The 19,640-nt window shown below is 69.9% G+C and carries 14 protein-coding genes; 11 read left to right on the forward strand and 3 right to left on the reverse strand.

What is annotated here, in order from left to right; all coding sequences use genetic code 11:
* Positions 1–31: 31 nt before the first annotated feature.
* The 8 genes from truA (at position 32) to DXT68_RS04290 (ending at position 11,024) form a co-directional block, all read left to right on the forward strand.
* Positions 32–880, forward strand: a complete 849-nt coding sequence (gene truA / locus DXT68_RS04255; RefSeq protein WP_045253413.1) for a tRNA pseudouridine(38-40) synthase TruA — start codon at positions 32–34, stop codon at positions 878–880.
* Positions 877–2,166, forward strand: a complete 1,290-nt coding sequence (locus tag DXT68_RS04260; RefSeq protein WP_045253412.1) for a hypothetical protein — start codon at positions 877–879, stop codon at positions 2,164–2,166. Before truA ends, DXT68_RS04260 begins: the two co-directional genes overlap by 4 nt.
* Positions 2,102–3,079, forward strand: coding sequence for a hypothetical protein (locus DXT68_RS04265; protein WP_052677649.1), 978 nt, complete (start codon positions 2,102–2,104; stop codon positions 3,077–3,079). Before DXT68_RS04260 ends, DXT68_RS04265 begins: the two co-directional genes overlap by 65 nt.
* A 75-nt stretch (positions 3,080–3,154) precedes the next feature.
* A complete protein-coding gene (locus tag DXT68_RS04270) occupies positions 3,155–3,823 on the forward strand; it encodes an endonuclease/exonuclease/phosphatase family protein (protein ID WP_045253411.1) in 669 nt (222 codons plus the stop codon).
* Between the two features lie 180 nt (positions 3,824–4,003).
* Positions 4,004–4,450, forward strand: a complete 447-nt coding sequence (gene rplM, locus DXT68_RS04275; protein WP_045253410.1) for a 50S ribosomal protein L13 — start codon at positions 4,004–4,006, stop codon at positions 4,448–4,450.
* Between the two features lie 27 nt (positions 4,451–4,477).
* Complete coding sequence (rpsI, locus tag DXT68_RS04280) at positions 4,478–4,963, forward strand: 30S ribosomal protein S9 (RefSeq protein WP_045253409.1); 486 nt, start codon at positions 4,478–4,480, stop codon at positions 4,961–4,963.
* 14 nt (positions 4,964–4,977) lie between these two features.
* Positions 4,978–6,336: a phosphoglucosamine mutase gene (glmM, locus tag DXT68_RS04285; protein ID WP_045253408.1), complete on the forward strand. Its 1,359-nt coding sequence runs from the start codon at positions 4,978–4,980 to the stop codon at positions 6,334–6,336.
* A gap of 437 nt (positions 6,337–6,773) precedes the next feature.
* Positions 6,774–11,024: a DUF7927 domain-containing protein gene (locus DXT68_RS04290; RefSeq protein WP_244268149.1), complete on the forward strand. Its 4,251-nt coding sequence runs from the start codon at positions 6,774–6,776 to the stop codon at positions 11,022–11,024.
* Positions 11,025–11,056: 32 nt separating this feature from the next.
* On the opposite strand, the gene DXT68_RS04295 is transcribed toward DXT68_RS04290, so the two are convergent.
* Positions 11,057–12,382 carry an MFS transporter gene (locus DXT68_RS04295; RefSeq protein WP_045253406.1) on the reverse strand — a complete coding sequence of 442 codons (1,326 nt, stop codon included), beginning with the start codon at positions 12,380–12,382 and terminating at the stop codon, positions 11,057–11,059.
* 48 nt (positions 12,383–12,430) lie between these two features.
* On the opposite strand from DXT68_RS04295, the gene DXT68_RS04300 reads away from it, so the two are divergent.
* Positions 12,431–14,707 carry a helix-turn-helix transcriptional regulator gene (locus tag DXT68_RS04300; RefSeq protein ID WP_115760458.1) on the forward strand — a complete coding sequence of 759 codons (2,277 nt, stop codon included), beginning with the start codon at positions 12,431–12,433 and terminating at the stop codon, positions 14,705–14,707.
* Positions 14,708–14,718: 11 nt separating this feature from the next.
* On the opposite strand, the gene DXT68_RS04305 is transcribed toward DXT68_RS04300, so the two are convergent.
* Positions 14,719–15,660, reverse strand: coding sequence for a Ppx/GppA phosphatase family protein (locus tag DXT68_RS04305; protein WP_045253404.1), 942 nt, complete (start codon positions 15,658–15,660; stop codon positions 14,719–14,721).
* A 36-nt stretch (positions 15,661–15,696) separates the two neighbouring features.
* On the opposite strand from DXT68_RS04305, the gene coaA reads away from it, so the two are divergent.
* On the forward strand, positions 15,697–16,641 hold the full coding sequence (gene coaA, locus DXT68_RS04310) for a type I pantothenate kinase (RefSeq protein ID WP_045253403.1): 945 nt from the start codon (positions 15,697–15,699) through the stop codon (positions 16,639–16,641).
* A 78-nt stretch (positions 16,642–16,719) separates the two neighbouring features.
* Positions 16,720–18,567, forward strand: a complete 1,848-nt coding sequence (gene glmS / locus DXT68_RS04315; protein ID WP_045253402.1) for a glutamine--fructose-6-phosphate transaminase (isomerizing) — start codon at positions 16,720–16,722, stop codon at positions 18,565–18,567.
* 144 nt (positions 18,568–18,711) lie between these two features.
* On the opposite strand, the gene DXT68_RS04320 is transcribed toward glmS, so the two are convergent.
* Positions 18,712–19,542, reverse strand: coding sequence for a DUF559 domain-containing protein (locus tag DXT68_RS04320; protein ID WP_052677648.1), 831 nt, complete (start codon positions 19,540–19,542; stop codon positions 18,712–18,714).
* Between the last annotated feature and the right edge of the window lie 98 nt (positions 19,543–19,640).

Genomic DNA, 19,640 nt, shown 5'->3' on the forward strand with positions numbered 1-19,640 from the left:
GCGGCGAACGGCGACGGCCTAGGCTTTATCCGTGCGCATCCGGCTCGACATCGCCTACGACGGCACCCACTTCCGCGGGTGGGCGAAGCAGCCGACCCTGCGCACCGTGCAGGGCACTCTCGAGGCGGCGCTCGCGCGCATCGTCGGCTCCGACGTGCAGTTCGTGGTCGCCGGCCGCACGGATGCGGGGGTGCACGCGCAGGGGCAGGTGGCGCACGTCGATCTCGACGACGAGCAGTGGGCGCGTATCGAATCGCGACAGGGCCGCACGCCGCAGGATCCGGCGTCCTCCATCGCCCGACGCATGCGCGGCGTCCTCAGCGCCTACCCCGATGCGACCGTGACACGCAGCTCGATCGCTCCCGCAGGGTTCGACGCGCGCTTCTCCGCCGTATGGCGGCGCTATCGTTACCGGCTCGCCGACGACGCGTCCGGCTACGATCCGATCCGCCGCCACGACACGACATCGCACCGGGGAACGCTCGACGTCGCCGCGATGGATGAGGCGGCGTGCACGCTCATCGGACTCCACGACTTCGCGGCATACTGCAAGCCGCGTGAGGAGGCGACGACCATCCGCACCCTGCTCGACTATCGGTGGAGCAGGGATGCGCAGGGTGTGCTCGTCGCCGAGGTCAAAGCCGATGCCTTCTGTCACAGCATGGTCAGGGCACTGGTCGGCGCCTGCGCGGCGGTGGGCGAGGGGCGCCTGGGCGTCGACGACCTCGCGGTGCTGCGCGATGCACTCACGCGGACCAGTGAGTTCAAGGTGCTGGCCGCGCGGGGCCTGACGCTCACCGAGGTCGGATATCCCGCCGACGAGCTCCTCGCCACCAGGGCGGAGCAGACCCGCGCTCGCCGCGGCAGGACACGCGCGTGAGCCGGCCCGCGGTGATCATCGAGGTGTCCTCTCCCGGATGGGCGTTCTGGCGTGCGGTGCTCGACACGTGCATCGGCCTGGTCGTCGGCACGCTCTACACCTTCGTCGGCATCGTCGTGGTGGGCGTGGTGGGGGAGGAGGCGCTGTCTTCGCTGTACGTGCAGATCGACCTCGACCCGCTGTTCCGCGCGAGCATGGGCGTCTTCCTGCTCGCGGCCGCGGTGTTGGCGATCGTCGTCCCGACGGTGATGGTCATCGAGCGCTTCGCCGCTCTGCGGGCCGTCGAGGCGGCCGGGCGACGCGACCCGGAGGCGGTGCCGCAGCGCGCCCTGCGCCTCGAGCTTCGCTCATCACCCGCCGCGCTGCTGCGCACCACGGGAACGGCCGTGTTCTGGTCGCTCGTCGGCATCGGCGTCCTCTGCGCGCTCGCCCTGCTCTTCGCCGAGGACCTTCGCGAGGATGCGGTGATGTGGGTCGTGCTCCTCGTCTTCGTCGTGCTCGCGTCGGGTGCGGCGGGGGTGCGGCGGCTCGGTCGGCGATGGGTCGAGCGCGATGCCGCGCGCATGGGTGAGCAGTGGGGTCGGTGGAAGAGGCTCGTCCCGCCGGCGGTCACGGCCGACGCCGACCGTCGCGACGCCGCCATGCGCGCCGTCGTGCCCGGCTGGCTCGTGGCTCCGAGCGCGCGGGTGCTCGCTCGCATCGCGAACGTCCTGCTGACCGCGACCGTCATCTCCCTCGCGGCGTTCATGCTCTCGGTCTTCATGCGACAGCAGTGTCGCACCTGCGATCCGGTCTACTGGGACGAGCCCATCGAGAACGGCATCGACGTGCTGAGCCTCACCAGCGGTGCCGCGATCGCGGTGTGCGCCGCTCTCGGCATCCTCGCCTGGGTCGGCGGTGTCGTTCTGCAGTTCGCGCGCGAGCGGGCGCTGACCCGGTGGGTCTCGGACGGCGCACCTCGTCGTGTCGACGTGAGTCTCATCGAGCGCGTGCTCTCGGGCAACCGGGCGATGGTCCGCCTGCAGCTGGGGCTGTCGTCCGTCGGGGCCGCGGGGCTCATGGTCGGCACGGGAGCGATCTGGGCGGAGTGGACGGGCATGGACGCCCGGGCGGTGGTCCTCGTCGCGGCGACTCTGATCGTGCTCGCTCTCGTCGTCGGCTGGAGCGACGCCCGGCGCAGCCGTCGAGAGCGACAGCTCGCACGAGACACACTGTTCCCCGGTGACGTCGGCCCCATCGGCGACGAGACGCCTGCGGCCGCGCGACGGCGTCGACAGCGGCGATGACGGACTGCGGGGGAGCGCGATGACGGAGCGGATCGATGACCAGGGCGGTCGTTTCGCCGCCGCCCTGCGCGCGGCGATCTCGGAACGGGGCATCACCCTCGCGCGCCTGCGCAGTCAGCTGATCGACGACGGGAATCCGGTCTCGATGGCGACGCTGAGCTACTGGCGCTCCGGCGACCGGCAGCCCGAAGGAGCGCAGTCGCTCAGCGTCGTCGACGGCATCGAGGACCGCCTCGGTCTGAATCGCGGACATCTGGGCGGACTGCTGCGCGCGTCCGCTCGCCTGGGGCCGGTGCCACCGCCCCGGCTGCCGTTCGACGAGGAGCGGGAGCAGCGTGAGACCGAGGAGACTCTGAAGGAGCTGCACGCCGCACCTCAGGACGCTCTTCGCGACCTGTCCACCCACATCACGGCTTTCGTGGGTGCCTCCGGGTCCCTCGAGAAGATCATCATGCGGTGCCTCGTGCAGTCGACGAAGGGCACGATCTCGGAGGTGCCGCTGATCGATGTCGCTCCGAGGGAGACCGACGTGATGTCGGTGATCTCGAATGTCGTGGGCGGACGCGTCGACCGCGAATACCTGCACCCCGGACGCCTGCTCTCCGGGGTGGTGATCGCGCTCGACGAGACGATCGAGACCGGGGCGACGACCCTGTTCGAGTTCACCGAGACCTTTCCCGCCGGCTACCCGGAGCGGCAGTCGGCCTGGCACGGTACGTCGAGGCAATCGCGCGAGAGCCTGATCTGGGTGCGCTTCCACCCGGATGCGGTGCCGAGCTGGTGCGAGGAGTACATCGAGACGGATGCCGAGTACGTGTCGTCGATCCGTTCGGTGCGCGGCGGCTCCGTCCATCTCGTGCGGCACGGATTCGGGCCCGGTGTGCTCGGGATCCGCTGGGGTTACGACGAGTGACCGGCAGTTGACATTCCTGCGAAGGATCGGCCATTGCCACCGGAATCCAAGACTGACGCACTAGCGTGAAGAGCGATGAAGGTCATCTCCTACAACCTGCAGAAGCACAGGGCCGCGAGCGAACTCGTGGCTCTCGTCACGGAGCACGATCCCGACATCCTGTGTCTGCAGGAGTGCGACGTCGCCGATCTCCCCGAGTCCATCGGCGACCTCATCCTCGCCGACGCCACTCAGGCGAACAGGCTGGGGCTGGCGATGTTCTATCGGGCCAGCGAGTTCCACCTGCAGGGCATCCGGACGATCGAGCTGAAGAAGTCGCTGCACGACCGTATCGCCAAGCCTGCGCACGAGCGCGTGCTGGGTGCGCGGCTGCGCGACATCGACGCGGGCCGGGAGTTCATCGCCGCCTCGTTCCATGCCGCTCCGCTGACAGCGCTCAACTCCCTGCGTCGTCACCAGATCCGCGCGGCGCTGACCGAGCTCGCCACTCTGGGCGAGGGGCTTCCGCAGCTGATGGTCGGCGACTACAACTACCCGGTGTTCAAGGAGAACCTCGGCAAGACGGTGCGCGAGCACGGCTATGCGCTCACGATGAGCGACGATCACACGTACACGCGGTATCGCGTCTTCCGTGGCCACTACGACTTCGCGACCTCGGTCGGGTTCGAGATCCAGCGTGTGACGACGTTGCCGCAGGGGCTGAGCGATCATCGGCCGATCCTGGTCACCACGCGGTTCGACTGATCGCTCGAGGCTGCTCGGTTTGGGGGATCGCTCCCGATGACGTAGGCTGTCTCTTTGGTACTCGACTGCCGAGTACTAACGAACGTGAGCCCTCCACTGGCGTGTTCCTCCCTGTAGGGAAGAACCACCCCGGAGTGGGATTCACGAACTTCTCCGTTCGAACAAGAAAGCAGCACTATCGTGACGCGCACTTACACTCCGAAGGCCGGCGAGGTCCAGCGTGACTGGGTCGTCATCGACGCCACTGACGTCGTTCTCGGCCGCCTGGCCTCGCACGCCGCTACGCTCCTGCGTGGCAAGCACAAGCCCACCTTCGCCAACCACATCGACTCGGGTGACTTCGTCATCATCGTGAACGCCGACAAGGTCGCGCTCACGGGTCAGAAGCTCCAGAAGAAGCTGGCCTACCGTCACTCGGGTTACCCGGGCGGCCTGAAGTCGGTCACCTACGCCGAGCTGATGGAGAAGAACCCGGTCCGTGCCGTGGAGAAGGCCATCCGTGGCATGCTCCCCAAGAACAGCATCGGCCGTCAGCAGCTGTCGAAGCTCAAGGTCTACGTCGGTGGCGAGCACCCGCACGCTGCGCAGCAGCCGAAGACGTACACCCTCGACCAGGTCGCCCAGTAAGCGCCGTAAAGACTTAAGGACATACTCGTGGCTGACATCCAGGACACCACCGAAACCCCCCAGAACTTCTCGACGTCGACTCCCGAGACCGATGCAATCGAGGCGGCTCCCCGCCCCGTGCTCAGCGTCCCGGGTGCCGCTGTCGGCCGTCGCAAGCAGGCCATCGCCCGCGTGCGTCTCGTCCCCGGCTCGGGAACGATCACGGTCAACGGCCGCACGCTCGAGGACTACTTCCCGAACAAGCTGCACCAGCAGCTGATCAACGATCCGTTCACGATCCTCAACCTCGCCGGTGGATACGACGTCATCGCGCGCATCTCCGGTGGTGGCCCCTCGGGTCAGGCCGGCGCGCTGCGCCTCGGCATCGCCCGTTCGCTGAACGGCATCGACGAGGAGAACAACCGTCCGACCCTGAAGAAGGCCGGCTTCCTCTCGCGCGACGCGCGCGTCAAGGAGCGCAAGAAGGCTGGACTCAAGAAGGCCCGTAAGGCGCCTCAGTACTCGAAGCGTTAAGGTCCACCGCTCCGATGCCGATCTTTGGCACGGACGGCGTGCGAGGGCTTGCCAATGGCATCCTCACCGCCGACCTCGCGCTCACCCTGGCCCAGGCGACTGCCGTCGTCCTGGGCCAGGGCCGTACTGCGGAGGCTCGCAAGGCCGAAGGCAAGCGGCTCACGGCCGTCGTGGCCCGCGACCCCCGAGTCTCCGGTCACTTCCTGACGGCCGCCGTCGCGGCCGGTCTCGCCTCCTCCGGCGTCGACGTGCTCGAGGCCGGCGTCATCCCGACGCCCGCACTCGCCTTCCTCGTCGCCGACCGTGATGCGGATTTCGGCGTGATGATCTCCGCCTCGCACAACGAGGCACCCGACAACGGGATCAAGATCTTCGCGCGCGGCGGAAGAAAGCTCCCCGACCTCGTCGAGCAGCGCATCGAAGCCGCCATGGGCGCCGAGAAGCTGCGCCCGACCGGCGCGGGAGTCGGTCGCATCGACCGTTTCTCCGACGCTGAGGATCGCTACGTCGTGCACCTGCTCGGCTCGCTGCCGAACCGCCTGAACGGGCTGAAGGTCGTTCTCGACTGCGCCAACGGTGCGGCATCGGGCGTCTCCCCGGAGACGTTCCGGGATGCCGGCGCCGACGTCACCGTCATCGGCGCGGAACCCGACGGGTGGAACATCAACGACGGAGTCGGCTCCACCCACCTCGACAACCTCGCCGAGGCCGTCGTGCGCCTCGGCGCTGACATCGGCATCGCGCACGACGGCGACGCCGATCGGTGCCTGGCCGTGGACGCCGAGGGCAACCACATCGACGGCGACCAGATCATGGCGATCCTCGCGGTGTCGATGAAGGAACGCGGACATCTCACCGACGACACCCTCGTCGCGACGGTCATGAGCAACCTCGGACTGCACATCGCCATGCGCGAGCACGGGATCACCGTGCGGCAGACCGCCGTCGGCGACCGCTACGTGCTCGAGGACATGAACGAGGGCGGTTACGCGCTCGGCGGCGAGCAGTCCGGGCACGTCATCATGAGCGAGTACGCCACCACAGGCGACGGTCTGCTCACCGGGTTGCACCTGGTGGCCGAGATGGCACGGCAGAAGAAGTCGATCGCCGAGCTCGCCGCCGTCATGACGGTGTATCCGCAGGTTCTCATCAACGTGCGCGGCGTCGACAAAGATGCCGTCGACTCCGACGAGGTCGTGCAGGCCGCGGTCCGCGATGTGGTCGCCGAGCTCGGCGAGACGGGCCGGGTGCTGCTGCGCAAGTCCGGCACCGAGCCGCTCGTGCGGGTGATGGTCGAGGCTGCGGATGCCGACTCGGCGCACACCTACGCCGAGCGCCTGGTCGACGTGGTGCGAGAGCGTCTCTCGCTCTGACCCTGAGGGCCGTGTCCGCGGTGTCCCCTGACGCCCGCGTCGTGCGCTCGCTGGGCGGGCCTGTTCGGTGACCCCGATGGGCGCGTGCCTTTCGTGCGCCGGTGCGTCGTGCGCCTGTATCGCGACCCCGATTCGCGCGGGCGCGACGCCCGGGTGAAGCGCGGGGTGAAGTCCGGGGTGAAAAGCCCGGGCTTCGCCGATCGGCCGGCGCCACGGTGGCCAGTCTTGCGGAGGTCCCGGAAGACAGCAGGGCGTCGACGACCCGACGCCGCGTGACATCCGTCCCTCTGTTCTCTCCTGGACCTCACCCGCGCGCGCGAACGCCGCGGGCTCGTTTCCAGGGGAGAACACACGTGAGATTCCGTGCTGCGCAAGAGCACCATCACCCATCATCGGATTCGCAGGCCGCGCCGGACGCGCGCCGCTGGCGCGGGCGAGTGAGGAAGGCCGTCGGCCTCCTCTCGAGCGCTGCGGTCCTCGCATCCTCGCTCGTCGTCGTCGGGGCGGTGGCGACCGCCGCTCCGGCGGCCGCCGCAGACCCCTTCCTGTGCACGCCGGGAGCGGTCTTCGTGCAGAGCTCCACGCAGGTGCGGGAGTTCGACGTCGCCCTCGACGGCGGCGCGGAGGGCGAAGGCGGTTCGCTGAGCACCGAGACCTTCGGCGCCGATCACTCCGACAACGGACTCGGCATCTCGGCCGGCGGACGCTACGCGTACACCGTCACGAACAGCTCGTTCGACAAGACGCTCGCCAAGCACGATCGCGTGACGAACGAGACGACCAGGACGACCTTCCGGCTCGACTCCGCGGTCCTGCGCGGGGCGGTGCATCCCGAGACGGGCGTCTACTACTTCGCGAGCAACACGACCAACGGCGGCATCAACCTGTACGCCTGGGACGAGAGCGTCACGCCGCAGACCTATGTGCAGGTCGGCCAGCTGCGGCCCACGACGGGCAGCGGCGCGTTCGGGGCCAACGGCGACATGGCGTTCAGCGCATCGGGACAGCTCGTGCTGGTCGCCGACAACACCATCTACTCGGCCGACATCCCCGCGACGCTGACCCCGAGCACGGCGGTCATCGGCGCCAAGCAGGTGCACTTCATGGGTGACGGCGTGCAGGGCAACGGCATCGCCTTCGGCAACCTCGGCCACATCTTCGTGTCTGTCTCGGGCGGCGGCAACCGCATCATCGAGGTCGACCTTCCCCGCGGCGTGACGGTGAACAGCACGCCGCTCGGCGACTTCTCGCCCACGGACATGTCGAGCTGCACGTTCCCGAATACCCTGACGCTGAAGAAGGATCTGCCGGGCGGACGCTCCGCGGGAACAGACCAGTTCGGCCTGCGGGTCGACTCCCCGGACGGATATCAGGTGCCGCGCACCGACGCCACCACCGCCGGTGGGGCGACCGGACTGCAGCCCGACTACGCCGGGCCGATCTTCACCAACCAGGGAGATTCGTTCGCGCTGTCGGAATCCGCGGCGGGAACCGCCGAGCTCGACCGCTACGCGAGCTCGCTGAGCTGCGTGCAGCAGCACGCCGACGGGTCGACCTCCCCGGTCGCCCTCAGCGCCTCGAACACGGTCGTCCAGCCCGAGGGAAGCCTCGGCACCGACGTCACCTGCGTCTTCGTCAACGACCTGCTCACCCCGGGTCTGGAACTGCGCAAGACCTCGGATCCCGTCGACGGCACGGTGGCGACCGCGGGTCAGAAGATCACCTACACCGTCGAGGCCGAGAACACCGGCAACACGGTCCTCGATCCGGTCGAGATCTCGGATGACCTGACAGGTGTGGTGACGAACGCCACCTATCAGGACGATGTGGTCACCGCCGTCGACGGCGTCGAGATCACGACGGGTGCGGCGACGGTCACGGATGACCAGCTCTCCTGGGTCGGCACGCTCACGGCCGGTCAGAGCGTCACGATCACCTACTCGGTGATCGTGAACGAGGGCGCGGAGGGCGCGAACATCGAGAACAGCGTCACCGCATCCGGCACGCCGCCCGCGCCGTTCGATCCGATCGTCCCTCCCACGCAGACCACCCGCAACCCCGTCCCCGGCTTCACCGTGGAGAAGACGGCCGACCCCGCTTCGGGATCGATCGTCGAGCCCGGTCAGGTCGTCGACTACACCGTCACGGGCACGAACACGGGCGCCACGGTGCTCGACCCCGTACAGCTCTCCGATGACCTGTCGGCCGTGCTCGCGCACGCCGCATACAACGACGACATCGAGACCCGCATCGACGACACCGTGCTCGACGAGGGCGCGGCATCTCTCGCCGACGCCGACCTCACGTGGACCGGATCACTGCAGCCCGGCCAGGTCGTCACCATCACCTACTCCGTGACGGTCCACGACGACGCGGCGGGCGAGGTCCTGCGCAACACCGTCTCGGGCTCCGCCACGCCGACCACTCCTGACCCTGCGGACCCCGACGGTCCTCAGGTGCCCGGCGACACGATCACGCCGCCCGCCGTCGTGACCGAGCATCCGGTCGTCGGATCAGGCTTCACGATGAGCAAGACCGCGGACCCCGCGACGGGTTCCACGGTGGATCCCGGCGACACCGTCGTCTACACCGTCACCGGCACGAACACCGGCGGCACCGTGCTGCGTCCGGTAGAGATCACCGACAACCTCGCGGGCGCTCTCGCCCACGCGGCCTACAACGACGACCTCGTCGCCAGCCGGGGGACGGCCGAGATCGACGCTTCCACCCTGCGCTGGACCGGAACCCTCGAGCCCGGCCAGAACGTCGTGATCACCTACTCGGTCACGGTCGACGCGGATGCCGGTGGCGAGACCGTCTCGAACTCGGTGTCGGCCACGGCGACGCCGCAGATCCCCGACGACCCCAGCGATCCTGACAGCCCCACCACGCCGAGGACTCCGCTGGTGCCGCCGACCGTCACCACCGAGCACCCGGTCAACGAGCCCGGCTTCACGTTCGCGAAGTCGGTGGACCCGGCATCCGGTGCCGCGGTCGACCCGGGGCAGCGCCTGACGTACAGCCTCGTCGGAGCGAACACGGGAGAGACGTCGCTCGACGTCGATATCGTCGACGACCTCTCGAAGGTCCTCGCGCACAGCACCTACGGTGCCGACGCGACCGCGATGATCGACGGAAGGGCGGTGACGGCCCCGTCGGTGGTCGACGGCATGCTGACCTGGTCGGGATCGCTGGCCGCCGGTGAGGTCCTCACCATCACCTACTCGGTGCGCGTAGCCGCGGATGCCGGGGGCGAGGTGCTGGAGAACTCCGCGACGGGCACGGCGACGCCTCCGGGTGGCGACACCCTCACCCCGCCGCCGGGCACGACGACCAACCCGGTCAACCTCCCCGGATTCTCGCTCTCGAAGAGCGCGGACCCGGCGACGGGCACCTCGGTCGACCCGGGCAGCGTCATCACCTACACGGTGACCGGCGTCAACACGGGGGAGACCCGGCTCGACGACGTCACGATCGTCGACGACCTGTCCGACGTGCTCTCGCACGCCGCCTACAACGACGATGCCATCGCGATGATCGGTGGAGTCGAGGCGGCGGCACCGACGGCCGACGCGGGCGAGCTCACCTGGGCCGGTGCACTCGAGATCGGCCAGACCGTCACGATCGTCTACTCGGTCACCGTCGACGGTGACGCCGGGGGAGAGCTGATCGAGAACATCGTGAGCGCGGCGGTCACTCCGCCCGGGGGAGGCACTCCCATCGAGGTGCCGCCTGCCACGACGAGCAACCCCGTCGACGAGCCGGGGTTCGAGATCGTCAAGAGCGCGGACCCGGCATCCGGGACCCGCGTCGAGCCGGGCAGCGTCATCACCTACACGGTGACCGGCATCAACACCGGCGAGACCGCGCTCGACCCCGTCTCGGTGTCGGACGACCTCTCCGGAGTGCTGGCTCACGCCGACTACAACGTCGACGTGTCGGCGACGGTCGCCGGCGAGCCGGCGACCACGCCCACGATCACCGATGAGCAGCTGACCTGGGTCGGTGACCTGGGCGTCGGCGAGCGCGTCACGATCGTGTACTCCGTGACCGTGCGGGGCGATGCCGGCGGCGAGCTGCTGACGAACACCGCCTCGGGGACCGCGGTTCCGCCCGGCGGCGTCGAGCTGACGCCTCCGCCGGCGGTGACGGAGCACCCGGTCGCCCAGCCCGCCTTCTCGTTCGCGAAGACGTCGGACCCCGGGTCGGGATCCGCGGTGGCGGCCGGTGACCTCGTCACCTACACGCTCACGGGGATCAACACCGGTGAGACGGGACTCGACGAGGTGGTCATCGCCGATGACCTGAGCGGCGTGCTGAACGCGGCACGGCTCACCGGAGGCATCACGGCGACGGTCGGCGGCCACGAGGTCGCCGCTCCCACGGTCGAGGGCACGCAGCTCCGCTGGGTCGGCTCGCTCGCGCAGGGTGAGACCGTGACCATCACCTATGCGGTGACCGTCTCGCAGAGCGCTGAGGGTCATTCGCTGCGGAACGTGGCGCTCGCGACCGCGACGCCTCCCGGCGGAGCGACGATCCCGCCGGTGTCGAGCGAGACCGTGAACCCGGTCCTGCCGCCGCTCGCGGTCACGGGTGGTGAGCTCGCGCCGTGGGTCATCGTCCTGGCCGTGCTGCTGCTGCTCGCGGGAGGTCTGCTGCTGACGCGCAGGCGCCTCGCCCGCGACTGATCACAGGTCCCGGATCACGGGCACTGAGGGCGTCATCTCCGAGAGGAGGTGGCGCCCTCGTTCGCGTCGTCGGACGACGAGGCAACCGGGGCGCCGGAGTCGGCCAGGTCGGAGTCGGTCAGGTCGGGGCCGCCGCCGTGCGCCGCCCGGCGCAGAGCCGGGATCGCCGCGAGGCTCAGCACCGCGACCACCGCGCCGGTGAGGTACAGGAGCATGTAGTCGTCGGCGGCCCCCGAGATCGGGTCGCCTGCACCCACGTGCAGGAGCATCGCCGCGACCATGGGGGCGAAGATCTGAGGGATGGTCTCGGCCGCGTTGAGCACGCCGAGGTACGCGCCGCCCCGGCCCTGCGGGATCACCCGCATGGCCAACGCCAGGTTGACGGCGAGATAGACCCCGACCGCGAGCCCCCCGAGCGTGGTCGCCGTCCAGAGCGCGACCGGGGCATCGGCGAAGGCGCGGATCGTCGCGGCACCGGCGAGTCCGAGCGCGCCCGCGACCAGGAAGGCGAGGTACCGTCCGCGTCTCGACGCCCAGGCGCCGCCTGCACCGGCACCGACGACGACGCCCGCGCCGCCGAGCAGCGTGGCGATCATGGCGACGGGCGTGGCGCCGACCGCATCACCCGTCATCCGGTCGATCACCATGTAGAGCGTGAAGGCGGTGGTGAGGCCCAGCGCGGACTGCATCCCCAGCCGCTGCAGCCAGAGAGCGACGAAGGTCGGCGACATCGCCGCCCGGAGATCGAGGCGTGCGCGATCACTCGCCGCCGACTCCCGGATCGTCAGTGCGACCCCGACGACCGCGATGGCCAGGGCCGGCATGACCAGCGCGATGAGGTCGACCTGGCGAGGCAGCAGGGCGGTGAGCACGAGCGGCGGCAGGACACCGAGGAACGCCGCCGCGGTGAAGATCCCCGAGGCGGCCGCGCGCCGCTCCTCCGGCACGACGTCGGCCAACAGCGCCGCGGCCGCCGCCAGGGTGGCGTTGAACGCCACCTGCGCGCACACCCAGGCCGCGATGATCGCCGCGAACGACTCCGCCGCCGACAGCCCGACGATGCCGATGATGCCCGCGACCGCACCGGCCAGCATCCAGGGCCTGCGGCGCCCGAAGCGGCCGCGGGTGCGGTCGGAGAGGGCGCCGAAGACCGGGTTCGCGATCAGAGCGGCCACGCTTCCGATCGCGAGCACGAGCGCCAGCGCTCCGGCGCGCTGGTCGGCGCCGAACAGCGCGTCGATCTTCAGCGGGATGCCGGCCATGACCGGCGTCGTGAGCGACCCGAGCCCCACCAGATTGACAGCGGCGAGGAGGAGGACCGTGCGCCTCTCCGACCGGTTCGAGCGCTCGCGCGGCATGCCGTTCCCTTCATCGTGACCCCCCAGCACTCTAGCTAGAGTGATCAGATGTCATCGGGGCGGTGGGAACAGCACTTGGCGCGCCCGCGCCTGCTCTCGGCGCTGTCGATCCCCTCTCGTGCGGTGGTGGTCGTGGGCCCGTCCGGCGCCGGGGCCTCGACTCTGCTGAGGAACTGGGCGCAGGGGCGCGCAGCGCAGTGGGCGGTCCGCGGCGACATCCCCGACCCGACAGAGGGCGTGCTCGTGGTGGACGACGCCGACACTCTGTCGGATGACGACTGGACGCGAATCCACGGGCTGCTCGCCGCTGATCCTCTGCTGCTGCTGCGTGCTGCCGTGCACGATCGGCGGGCGGTTCCGGCGGAGCTGCAGGCGGACTTCGTGACAGAGCTCTGCTTCACCGCCGAGGAGACCCGTGCGTACCTGGCGCTGATCGGGTCCCCGCTCGATGCCGCGGGTGCGCACCGGGTCACCGGAGGGCTGCCGGCGGCCGTGCGCGCGATCGGACAGCTCAAGAACCTGCGCGCCGAGCAGGTGAGCGCCGCGCTGCGAGACCTGCATCCGCAGCCCCTCGATGCGCCCGACGCGCACCTCGCCGTGCCAGAGGTGCTCACCCGGGAGGTCGTCGCCGCGCTCGGCGGATCCCCCGGGGTCCTCGACCGCGCGGAAGCCGCAGGGCAGGGAGAGTGGGCCGGTGACCCCGGGCATCCGTTCTTCGTCCTCTCCGCGCCGGTGCGCGCGGCCACCGCCGCGGCACACCCGACGCCTGGCTCCCCGTCGGTGCACGCCCGCGCGGGGCGCACGCTCCTCGCGCAGAGAGCCTGGTACGGAGCGCTGCTCGAGGGCGCGTCCGCCGGGTCGCTCGACCTCGTGGACGCGGCGTTGAAGGGCGGCGGCCTCACCCTCATCCGTGCTCACGGCGCGTCGATCTCGACAGCGCTGCGCGACATCCGCCTCCTCGACCTGCGCACCTGGCCGGTGATCGCGATGGCTCAGGCGCTGATCTTCAACGCCCGGCGCGAGCACCGGCTGCGAGCGGTCGAGCTCATGGGCATGGCGCTGATCGGCGCCAGACGGGCGCCGGCGGACGGCGCGGACCGCGCACTGCTGCGGGTCATCGAAGCGGTCGTCCGCCGTCTGCTGGGCCTGGGTGACGACGGGGTCGACGCGGCCCTGACCGCGGCGAGGATCCTCCGAGGCCTCTCGCCCGACGAGCTGCGAAAGATCGACGGCCTGGTCGAGGACCTGCACTCGCACAGCGCGATCACCCTGATGTACGGCGACCGCCCCGAGGATGCGCTCGCGGAGTTCGAGCGGGCGTTCGCGACGGCGCGTCGGCCCAGCGGTCAGCTGGTCGCCATCGGCGGGGCCGCGATGGTGCACGCCTCGTCCGGTGACCTCGTCGCCGCGCAGACCTGGGTGGACATCGCCGGGTCCCGGTCATGGCCGGAGGTGCTGCTCAACGAGTACCAGGGCACTCCGCTGCGCATCGCCGAAGCGAAGATCGCCCTCGAGCGCGATGATCTCGACGGGGCCGAGGTCGCCCTGAACAGCGTCTGGCACATCATCGAGACTGTCGAGCACTGGCCCACGCTCGCGCACCTGCGCGCGCTGCTCGACATCCGCCTCGGCCGCGCCGAGGTCGGGCTCGAGGAGTTCCGGGCGCTTCGGCGCCGCAGGGGACGACGCAAGCCGCGGTCCCAGCGGCGGCTGCTCGACCTCACCGACTCCGCGCTCGCCCTCGCAGCCGGCGACATGGCGTCGGCCCGCAGACTGGTCGACCAGGGCGGCGATGCGGCGATGCTCACACTCGGGGTCGCCAGAGTCGAGATCTTCGACGGACGCCACGAACGCGCCCAGCGCAGGCTCGCGGGCATCGAGGTCGAGGCGCCCGAGGCGCGGGCGCACCTCGCGGTGCTCGAAGCGCTGATCCTCCGACGTGCCGGCCGGCCCGAGGAGGCCGCGACGGCCGCGCGTCGTGCCAGGGCGATCGCCGACGCCCACGGTCTCCGCACGCCGTTCCTCCTCGTTCCCGCCGAAGACAGGGCGCTGTTCGGGCCCGAGGTGATCGATGTCGCGACGCCGAGCCTGACTGCGCGACCTGCCGTGCCGCGCCTGACCTCGCGGGAGCGCGTGATCCTCACAGAACTGCGCGGGACCGCCAGCGTCGGCGAGATCGCCGAACGCCTGCACGTCTCGGAGAACACCGTGAAGTCGCAGCGCAGATCGCTGTACCGCAAACTCGGGGTGTCCTCGCGCGACGAGGCCATCGCCGTCGCGATGGGTCAGGGCCTGTTCGAGGCGGGGACCGAACGGGGCCGATGATCACGGCGTGATCAGGCGGAAACACCCCACGGGAGCGACTCGATGTACCGCAGCAGCACCCCTTCGCGCAGCGCCCACGGCGACACCTCGAGCTCGTCGACCTCGAGAGCTGTCATCGCGGTGTGGAGCGAGACGGCGGCGGCCACGATCTGGAAGGTGCGGTCGGCGGTGATCCCCGGCAGCTCCTGGCGCGCACCTGCGGGGAGGCGGGCGAGCCGGGGGATCCACGACCCCAGCGACGCGCGCGGCAGCACCATGCGCTGAATGCCCGACCATCCGGGCACGGGGTATCCGGCGAGCTTGGCGAGCGAGCGGATCGCCTTGGACGAGCCGACCACGTGGTCCGGCCGCGGCAGGGCCGCGAACCGGGGGCGGATCTCGGCGAGCGTCGCCGTCGCGTGCTCCCGGAGGCGCTCCACGTCGTCTTCGCCGGGAGGATCGTGGGGCAGGAACTGCACGGTCATCCGCCCCGCGCCGAGAGGAACGGATGCCGCCGCATCGGGCACCTCGTCGTCGCCCGCTGCGATCTCCAGCGATCCGCCGCCGATGTCGAGGAGCAGCAGCTGACCGGCCGACCAGCCGAACCAGCGGCGGACGGCGAGGAAGGTGAGCTCCGCCTCCGTCTCGCCGTCGAGCACCTGCAGCGGTTGACCCAGCGCCCGCTCGATCCGGGCGATCACCTCAGCGCCGTTGCGGGCGTCGCGCACGGCGCTGGTCGCGGTCGCCAGCAGCTCGTCGACGTTCTCGGCCTCGGCGACCCGACGAGCCTGGTGCACAGCCGACTCGAGTGCCACCACGCCCTCTTCGGAGATCGCGCCGTCCGGCGTCAGGTACCGCATCAGCCGCAGCACGGAGCGATCGCTGGTCGTCGCGAGCGGCCGCCCTCCCGGCCGGACATCCGCGGCGAGCATGTGGACGGTGTTGGAACCGATGTCGAGGACTCCGAGGCGCACGGGTAGAGACTACTGCCGCGCCGTTACGATGTATCCGTGACCACCGCCGATCCCACGCTGCCGCTGTCTCCGTACCGAGAGATCGGCCGTGAGGAATGGGCGCGGTTGGCCGCGGGACTCGACCAGCCGCTGACCGAGACCGAGGTCGTGGAGCTGCGCGGCATCGGCGATCGACTCGACCTCACCGAGGTGCGCGAGGTCTATCTGCCGCTGAGTCGCCTGCTCAGCCTCTATGCGACCTCGACCAAGCGACTGGGGGCGGCGACGAGCTCGTTCCTGCAGGAGGACGACACCACCACGCCCTTCGTGGTGGGGGTCGCGGGTTCGGTCGCCGTGGGCAAGTCGACCATCGCCCGTCTGCTGCGGGAGCTGATGAGCCGCTGGCCGGGTACGCCGCGGGTCGAGCTGGTGACGACGGACGGATTCCTCTACCCGAACGCAGAGCTCGCGCGCCGCGGCCTCATGGATCGCAAGGGATTCCCCGAGTCCTACGACCGCCGAGCCCTCATCGACTTCCTCACCGAGGTCAAGAGCGGCGCCGCCGAGGTGCGTGCCCCGTTCTATTCGCATATGCGATACGACATCGTTCCCGACGCCCGCGTGGTCGTGCGTCGACCCGACGTGGTGATCGTCGAGGGGCTCAACGTGCTGCAGCCGCCCGCGGCGCCCAACGACGTCGCGGTGAGCGACCTCTTCGACTTCTCGATCTTCGTCGACGCCGACACCTCGCACATCGAGAAGTGGTACGTCGACCGCTTCCTCGCGCTGCGGCAGGGCGCCTTCTCGAACCCGTCGTCGTACTTCAACGTGTTCGCTCACCTCACCGACGAGGAGGCGATCACGACGGCACTCGGATACTGGAACGAGATCAACATGCCGAACCTCGTCGAGAACGTGATGCCGACCAAGCACCGCGCGCGCCTGGTGCTCAACAAGGGTGTCGACCACAGCGTCGAGAGCGTGCTGCTGCGCAAGCTCTGAGACGCCGCATCCGCGTCGCCCCGGCTCGGGCGGGTTCGTTCGGCACCTTCGCAAACTCCCGCGCTTATTCTTGACCCCATGTGTGGAATCGTCGGATACGTGGGCCCGCGGCCCAGCCAGGACATCCTTCTCGCGGGCCTCGCCCGTCTCGAGTACCGGGGCTACGACTCCGCCGGCGTCGCCGTGATCGACCGCGACGGAACCCTCGGTATGCGCAAGAAGGCAGGCAAGCTCGCGATGCTGCGGGACTCCCTCGCCGACGCCCCGCTGCCTGACGGAAGCACCGGGATCGGACACACCCGCTGGGCGACGCATGGTGGCCCCACCGACGAGAACGCGCACCCGCACCTCGCCGACGATGACCGGCTCGCGGTCATCCACAACGGCATCATCGAGAACTTCGCCGTCCTGCGCGACGAGCTGCTCGCCGACGGCGTGCGTTTCCGCAGCGAGACCGACACCGAGGTCGCGGCCGCTCTTCTCGGTCGCGAGTACCGCTCGAACGGCGGCGACCTGCAGCTCGCCTTCCGCGGCGTCGTCAACCGTCTGGAGGGGGCGTTCACGCTCCTCGCGATGCACCAGGACCACCCCGGACTGGTCGTCGGGGCCCGCCGCAACTCTCCGCTGGTGATCGGTCTCGGCGAGGGCGAGAACTTCCTCGGATCCGACGTGGCCGCCTTCATCGAGCACACCCGCAAGGCGCTGGCCATCGGTCAGGACCAGATCGTCTCGATCACCCCGGATGCCGTCACCGTGACCGACTTCGGCGGCACCCCCGTCGAGGCCGAGCCGTTCGACGTCTCGTGGGACGCCGCCGCCGCCGAGAAGGGCGGCTGGTCGAGCTTCATGGCCAAGGAGGTCTCCGAGCAGCCCGAGGCCGTCGCGAACACGATCCGTGGCCGCATCCGCGGCGATCAGGTCGTGATCCCGGAGCTCGAGGGACTCGACGACCTGTTCCTCGGCATCAACCGCATCATCATCACCGCCTGCGGCACCGCATCGTACTCGGCGCTCGTCGGCAAGTACGCGATCGAGCAGTGGGCGCGCGTGCCCGTCGACGTCGAGCTCGCCCACGAGTTCCGCTACCGCGACCCGGTGATCGGGGCCGACACGCTCGTCGTGTCGATCAGCCAGTCGGGCGAGACCATGGACACCCTGATGGCCGTGAAGTACGCGCGGGAGCGCGGCGCCCGCACCCTGTCGATCTGCAACACCCAGGGGGCCACGATCCCGCGCGAGTCGGATGCCGTGGTCTACACCCACGCCGGCCCCGAGGTCGCGGTCGCCTCCACGAAGGCGTTCTCGGCGCAGATCACCGCTCTGCTGCTGCTCGGTCTGCACATGGGTCGTGTGCGCGGCGCCGTCGAGGACGCATCGGCGGACGTCGCCGAGCTGCTGGCCCTTCCCGAGAAGATCGCGAAGGTGCTCGAGAGCGAACACGATCACGTCAGCCAGCTGGCGGGCTGGATGGCGGACACCCGCTCGGTCCTCTTCCTCGGCCGCCACGTGGGCTTCCCGATCGCCCTCGAGGGTGCGCTCAAGCTCAAGGAGATCTCCTACATCCATGCGGAGGGCTTCGCGGCGGGCGAGCTCAAGCACGGCCCGATCGCCCTGATCGAGCCGGGGCAGCCGGTCTTCGTCCTCGTGCCGTCGCCGCGGCACTCCGCAGTGGTGCACTCGAAGGTGGTCTCCAACATCCAGGAGATCCGCGCTCGCGGCGCTCGCGTGATCGTCGTCGCCGAAGAGGGCGACGCGGCCGTTCTGCCGTTCGCCGACGAGGTCATCCGCATCCCGCTCGCCGGTGCGATGTTCGAGCCGCTGCTCGCGGTCGTGCCGCTGCAGGTGTTCGCGATGGCGCTCGCGACGGCGAAGGGCCTCGATGTCGATCAGCCGCGCAACCTCGCGAAGTCCGTCACGGTCGAGTAGCCCACGCCGGCGCCGGCGCCCGTTCCCGCTCTCGTTCTCGGCCCTCCGTCTGCGGTGCCCCGGCCGTATGGCTGACAGTTCCCCGCCTGGCTGAACCGGAGTGTGCTCGAGGTCAGCCATGGGGGAATCCTCCAGCCATCCGGCTCATGAGCGCGCCCGAGCGAGCGCGCCCGAGATCGCGGCGATCACGACGCTCCACTCGTGGATGATCATGGCGTAGTCGAAGCGGAGCGTCTCGAATCCCAGACGGGATGCCGCGGCATCCCGAATCAGGTCACGATGGCGTTCGGAACGGCCGGCGTGGTTGTCCTTGCCATCGGCTTCGAGGATGACGCGCCTCTCCACGACGAAGTCGACTCGCCCGACCCCGTCGATCGACACCTGTGTCTCCACCCGGATGCCGAGCAGATGCAGCCGCAGTCGGACGATGGACTCGAGCCCGCTGTCTGCATCATGGCGTGCGATGTCGGCAAGCCACCGAGCGCGCACCGGAAGAGCTGCACGGATGCGGCGCCTCGCGTCTGCGCCGATCAGGCCCAGCGCCCACGCCGACTCGTATGCGGCGAAGAAGAACTCCTCGCCGTGACATCCGAACGCCTGCACGAGCGCCTGTTCGACCGGGGCGAGTCCCAGTCGCATCGAGCCCGCACGGTAGTGCTCGACGCACTCGCAGTGGGCATGCGGATGCCTTCGTCCGGCGAGACCGAGCCACACATGAGGATGCTCGTCGTCGGCGAGAACCCAGACCCCGTGCATGCGCAGCGCGCCGGAACAGGAGAGCGCACCCCCGTGCAGGGCGGCGGTTCGCACACTCCCTGCGCATGACGGCGCCGCGAACACCCCGGCGCGCACCCGGGACAGCGCGCCGCGCCGCACCGCGTCGGAGAGGTCCTTGCGTGTGCATCCGAATCGCGCGAGCCGTGACCCGCGGGCGACTCCGCCCTGCAGTTCGACGAGCATCAGAGGTGTGGGCATCCGCCGATCCTCGTTCATCCGTCGACCCCTGGTCACGGAGAATGCCGTGATCTGGGGACACTCTCTGCGGCCGTGCATCTGGGGAGGAGCCGTGGCAC

The organism is Microbacterium foliorum, from assembly GCF_003367705.1.
GTDB classification, from domain to species: Bacteria; Actinomycetota; Actinomycetes; order Actinomycetales; family Microbacteriaceae; genus Microbacterium; species Microbacterium foliorum.

Coding starts and splice junctions, on each gene's coding strand:
- DXT68_RS04270 (WP_045253411.1), top strand. CDS start 3,155: ATGAAGGTCATCTCCTACAACCTGCAGAAGCACAGGGCCGCGAGCGAA.
- glmM (WP_045253408.1), top strand. CDS start 4,978: ATGCCGATCTTTGGCACGGACGGCGTGCGAGGGCTTGCCAATGGCATC.
- DXT68_RS04295 (WP_045253406.1), bottom strand. CDS start 12,382: ATGCCGCGCGAGCGCTCGAACCGGTCGGAGAGGCGCACGGTCCTCCTC.
- DXT68_RS04300 (WP_115760458.1), top strand. CDS start 12,431: ATGTCATCGGGGCGGTGGGAACAGCACTTGGCGCGCCCGCGCCTGCTC.
- glmS (WP_045253402.1), top strand. CDS start 16,720: ATGTGTGGAATCGTCGGATACGTGGGCCCGCGGCCCAGCCAGGACATC.
- DXT68_RS04320 (WP_052677648.1), bottom strand. CDS start 19,542: ATGCCCACACCTCTGATGCTCGTCGAACTGCAGGGCGGAGTCGCCCGC.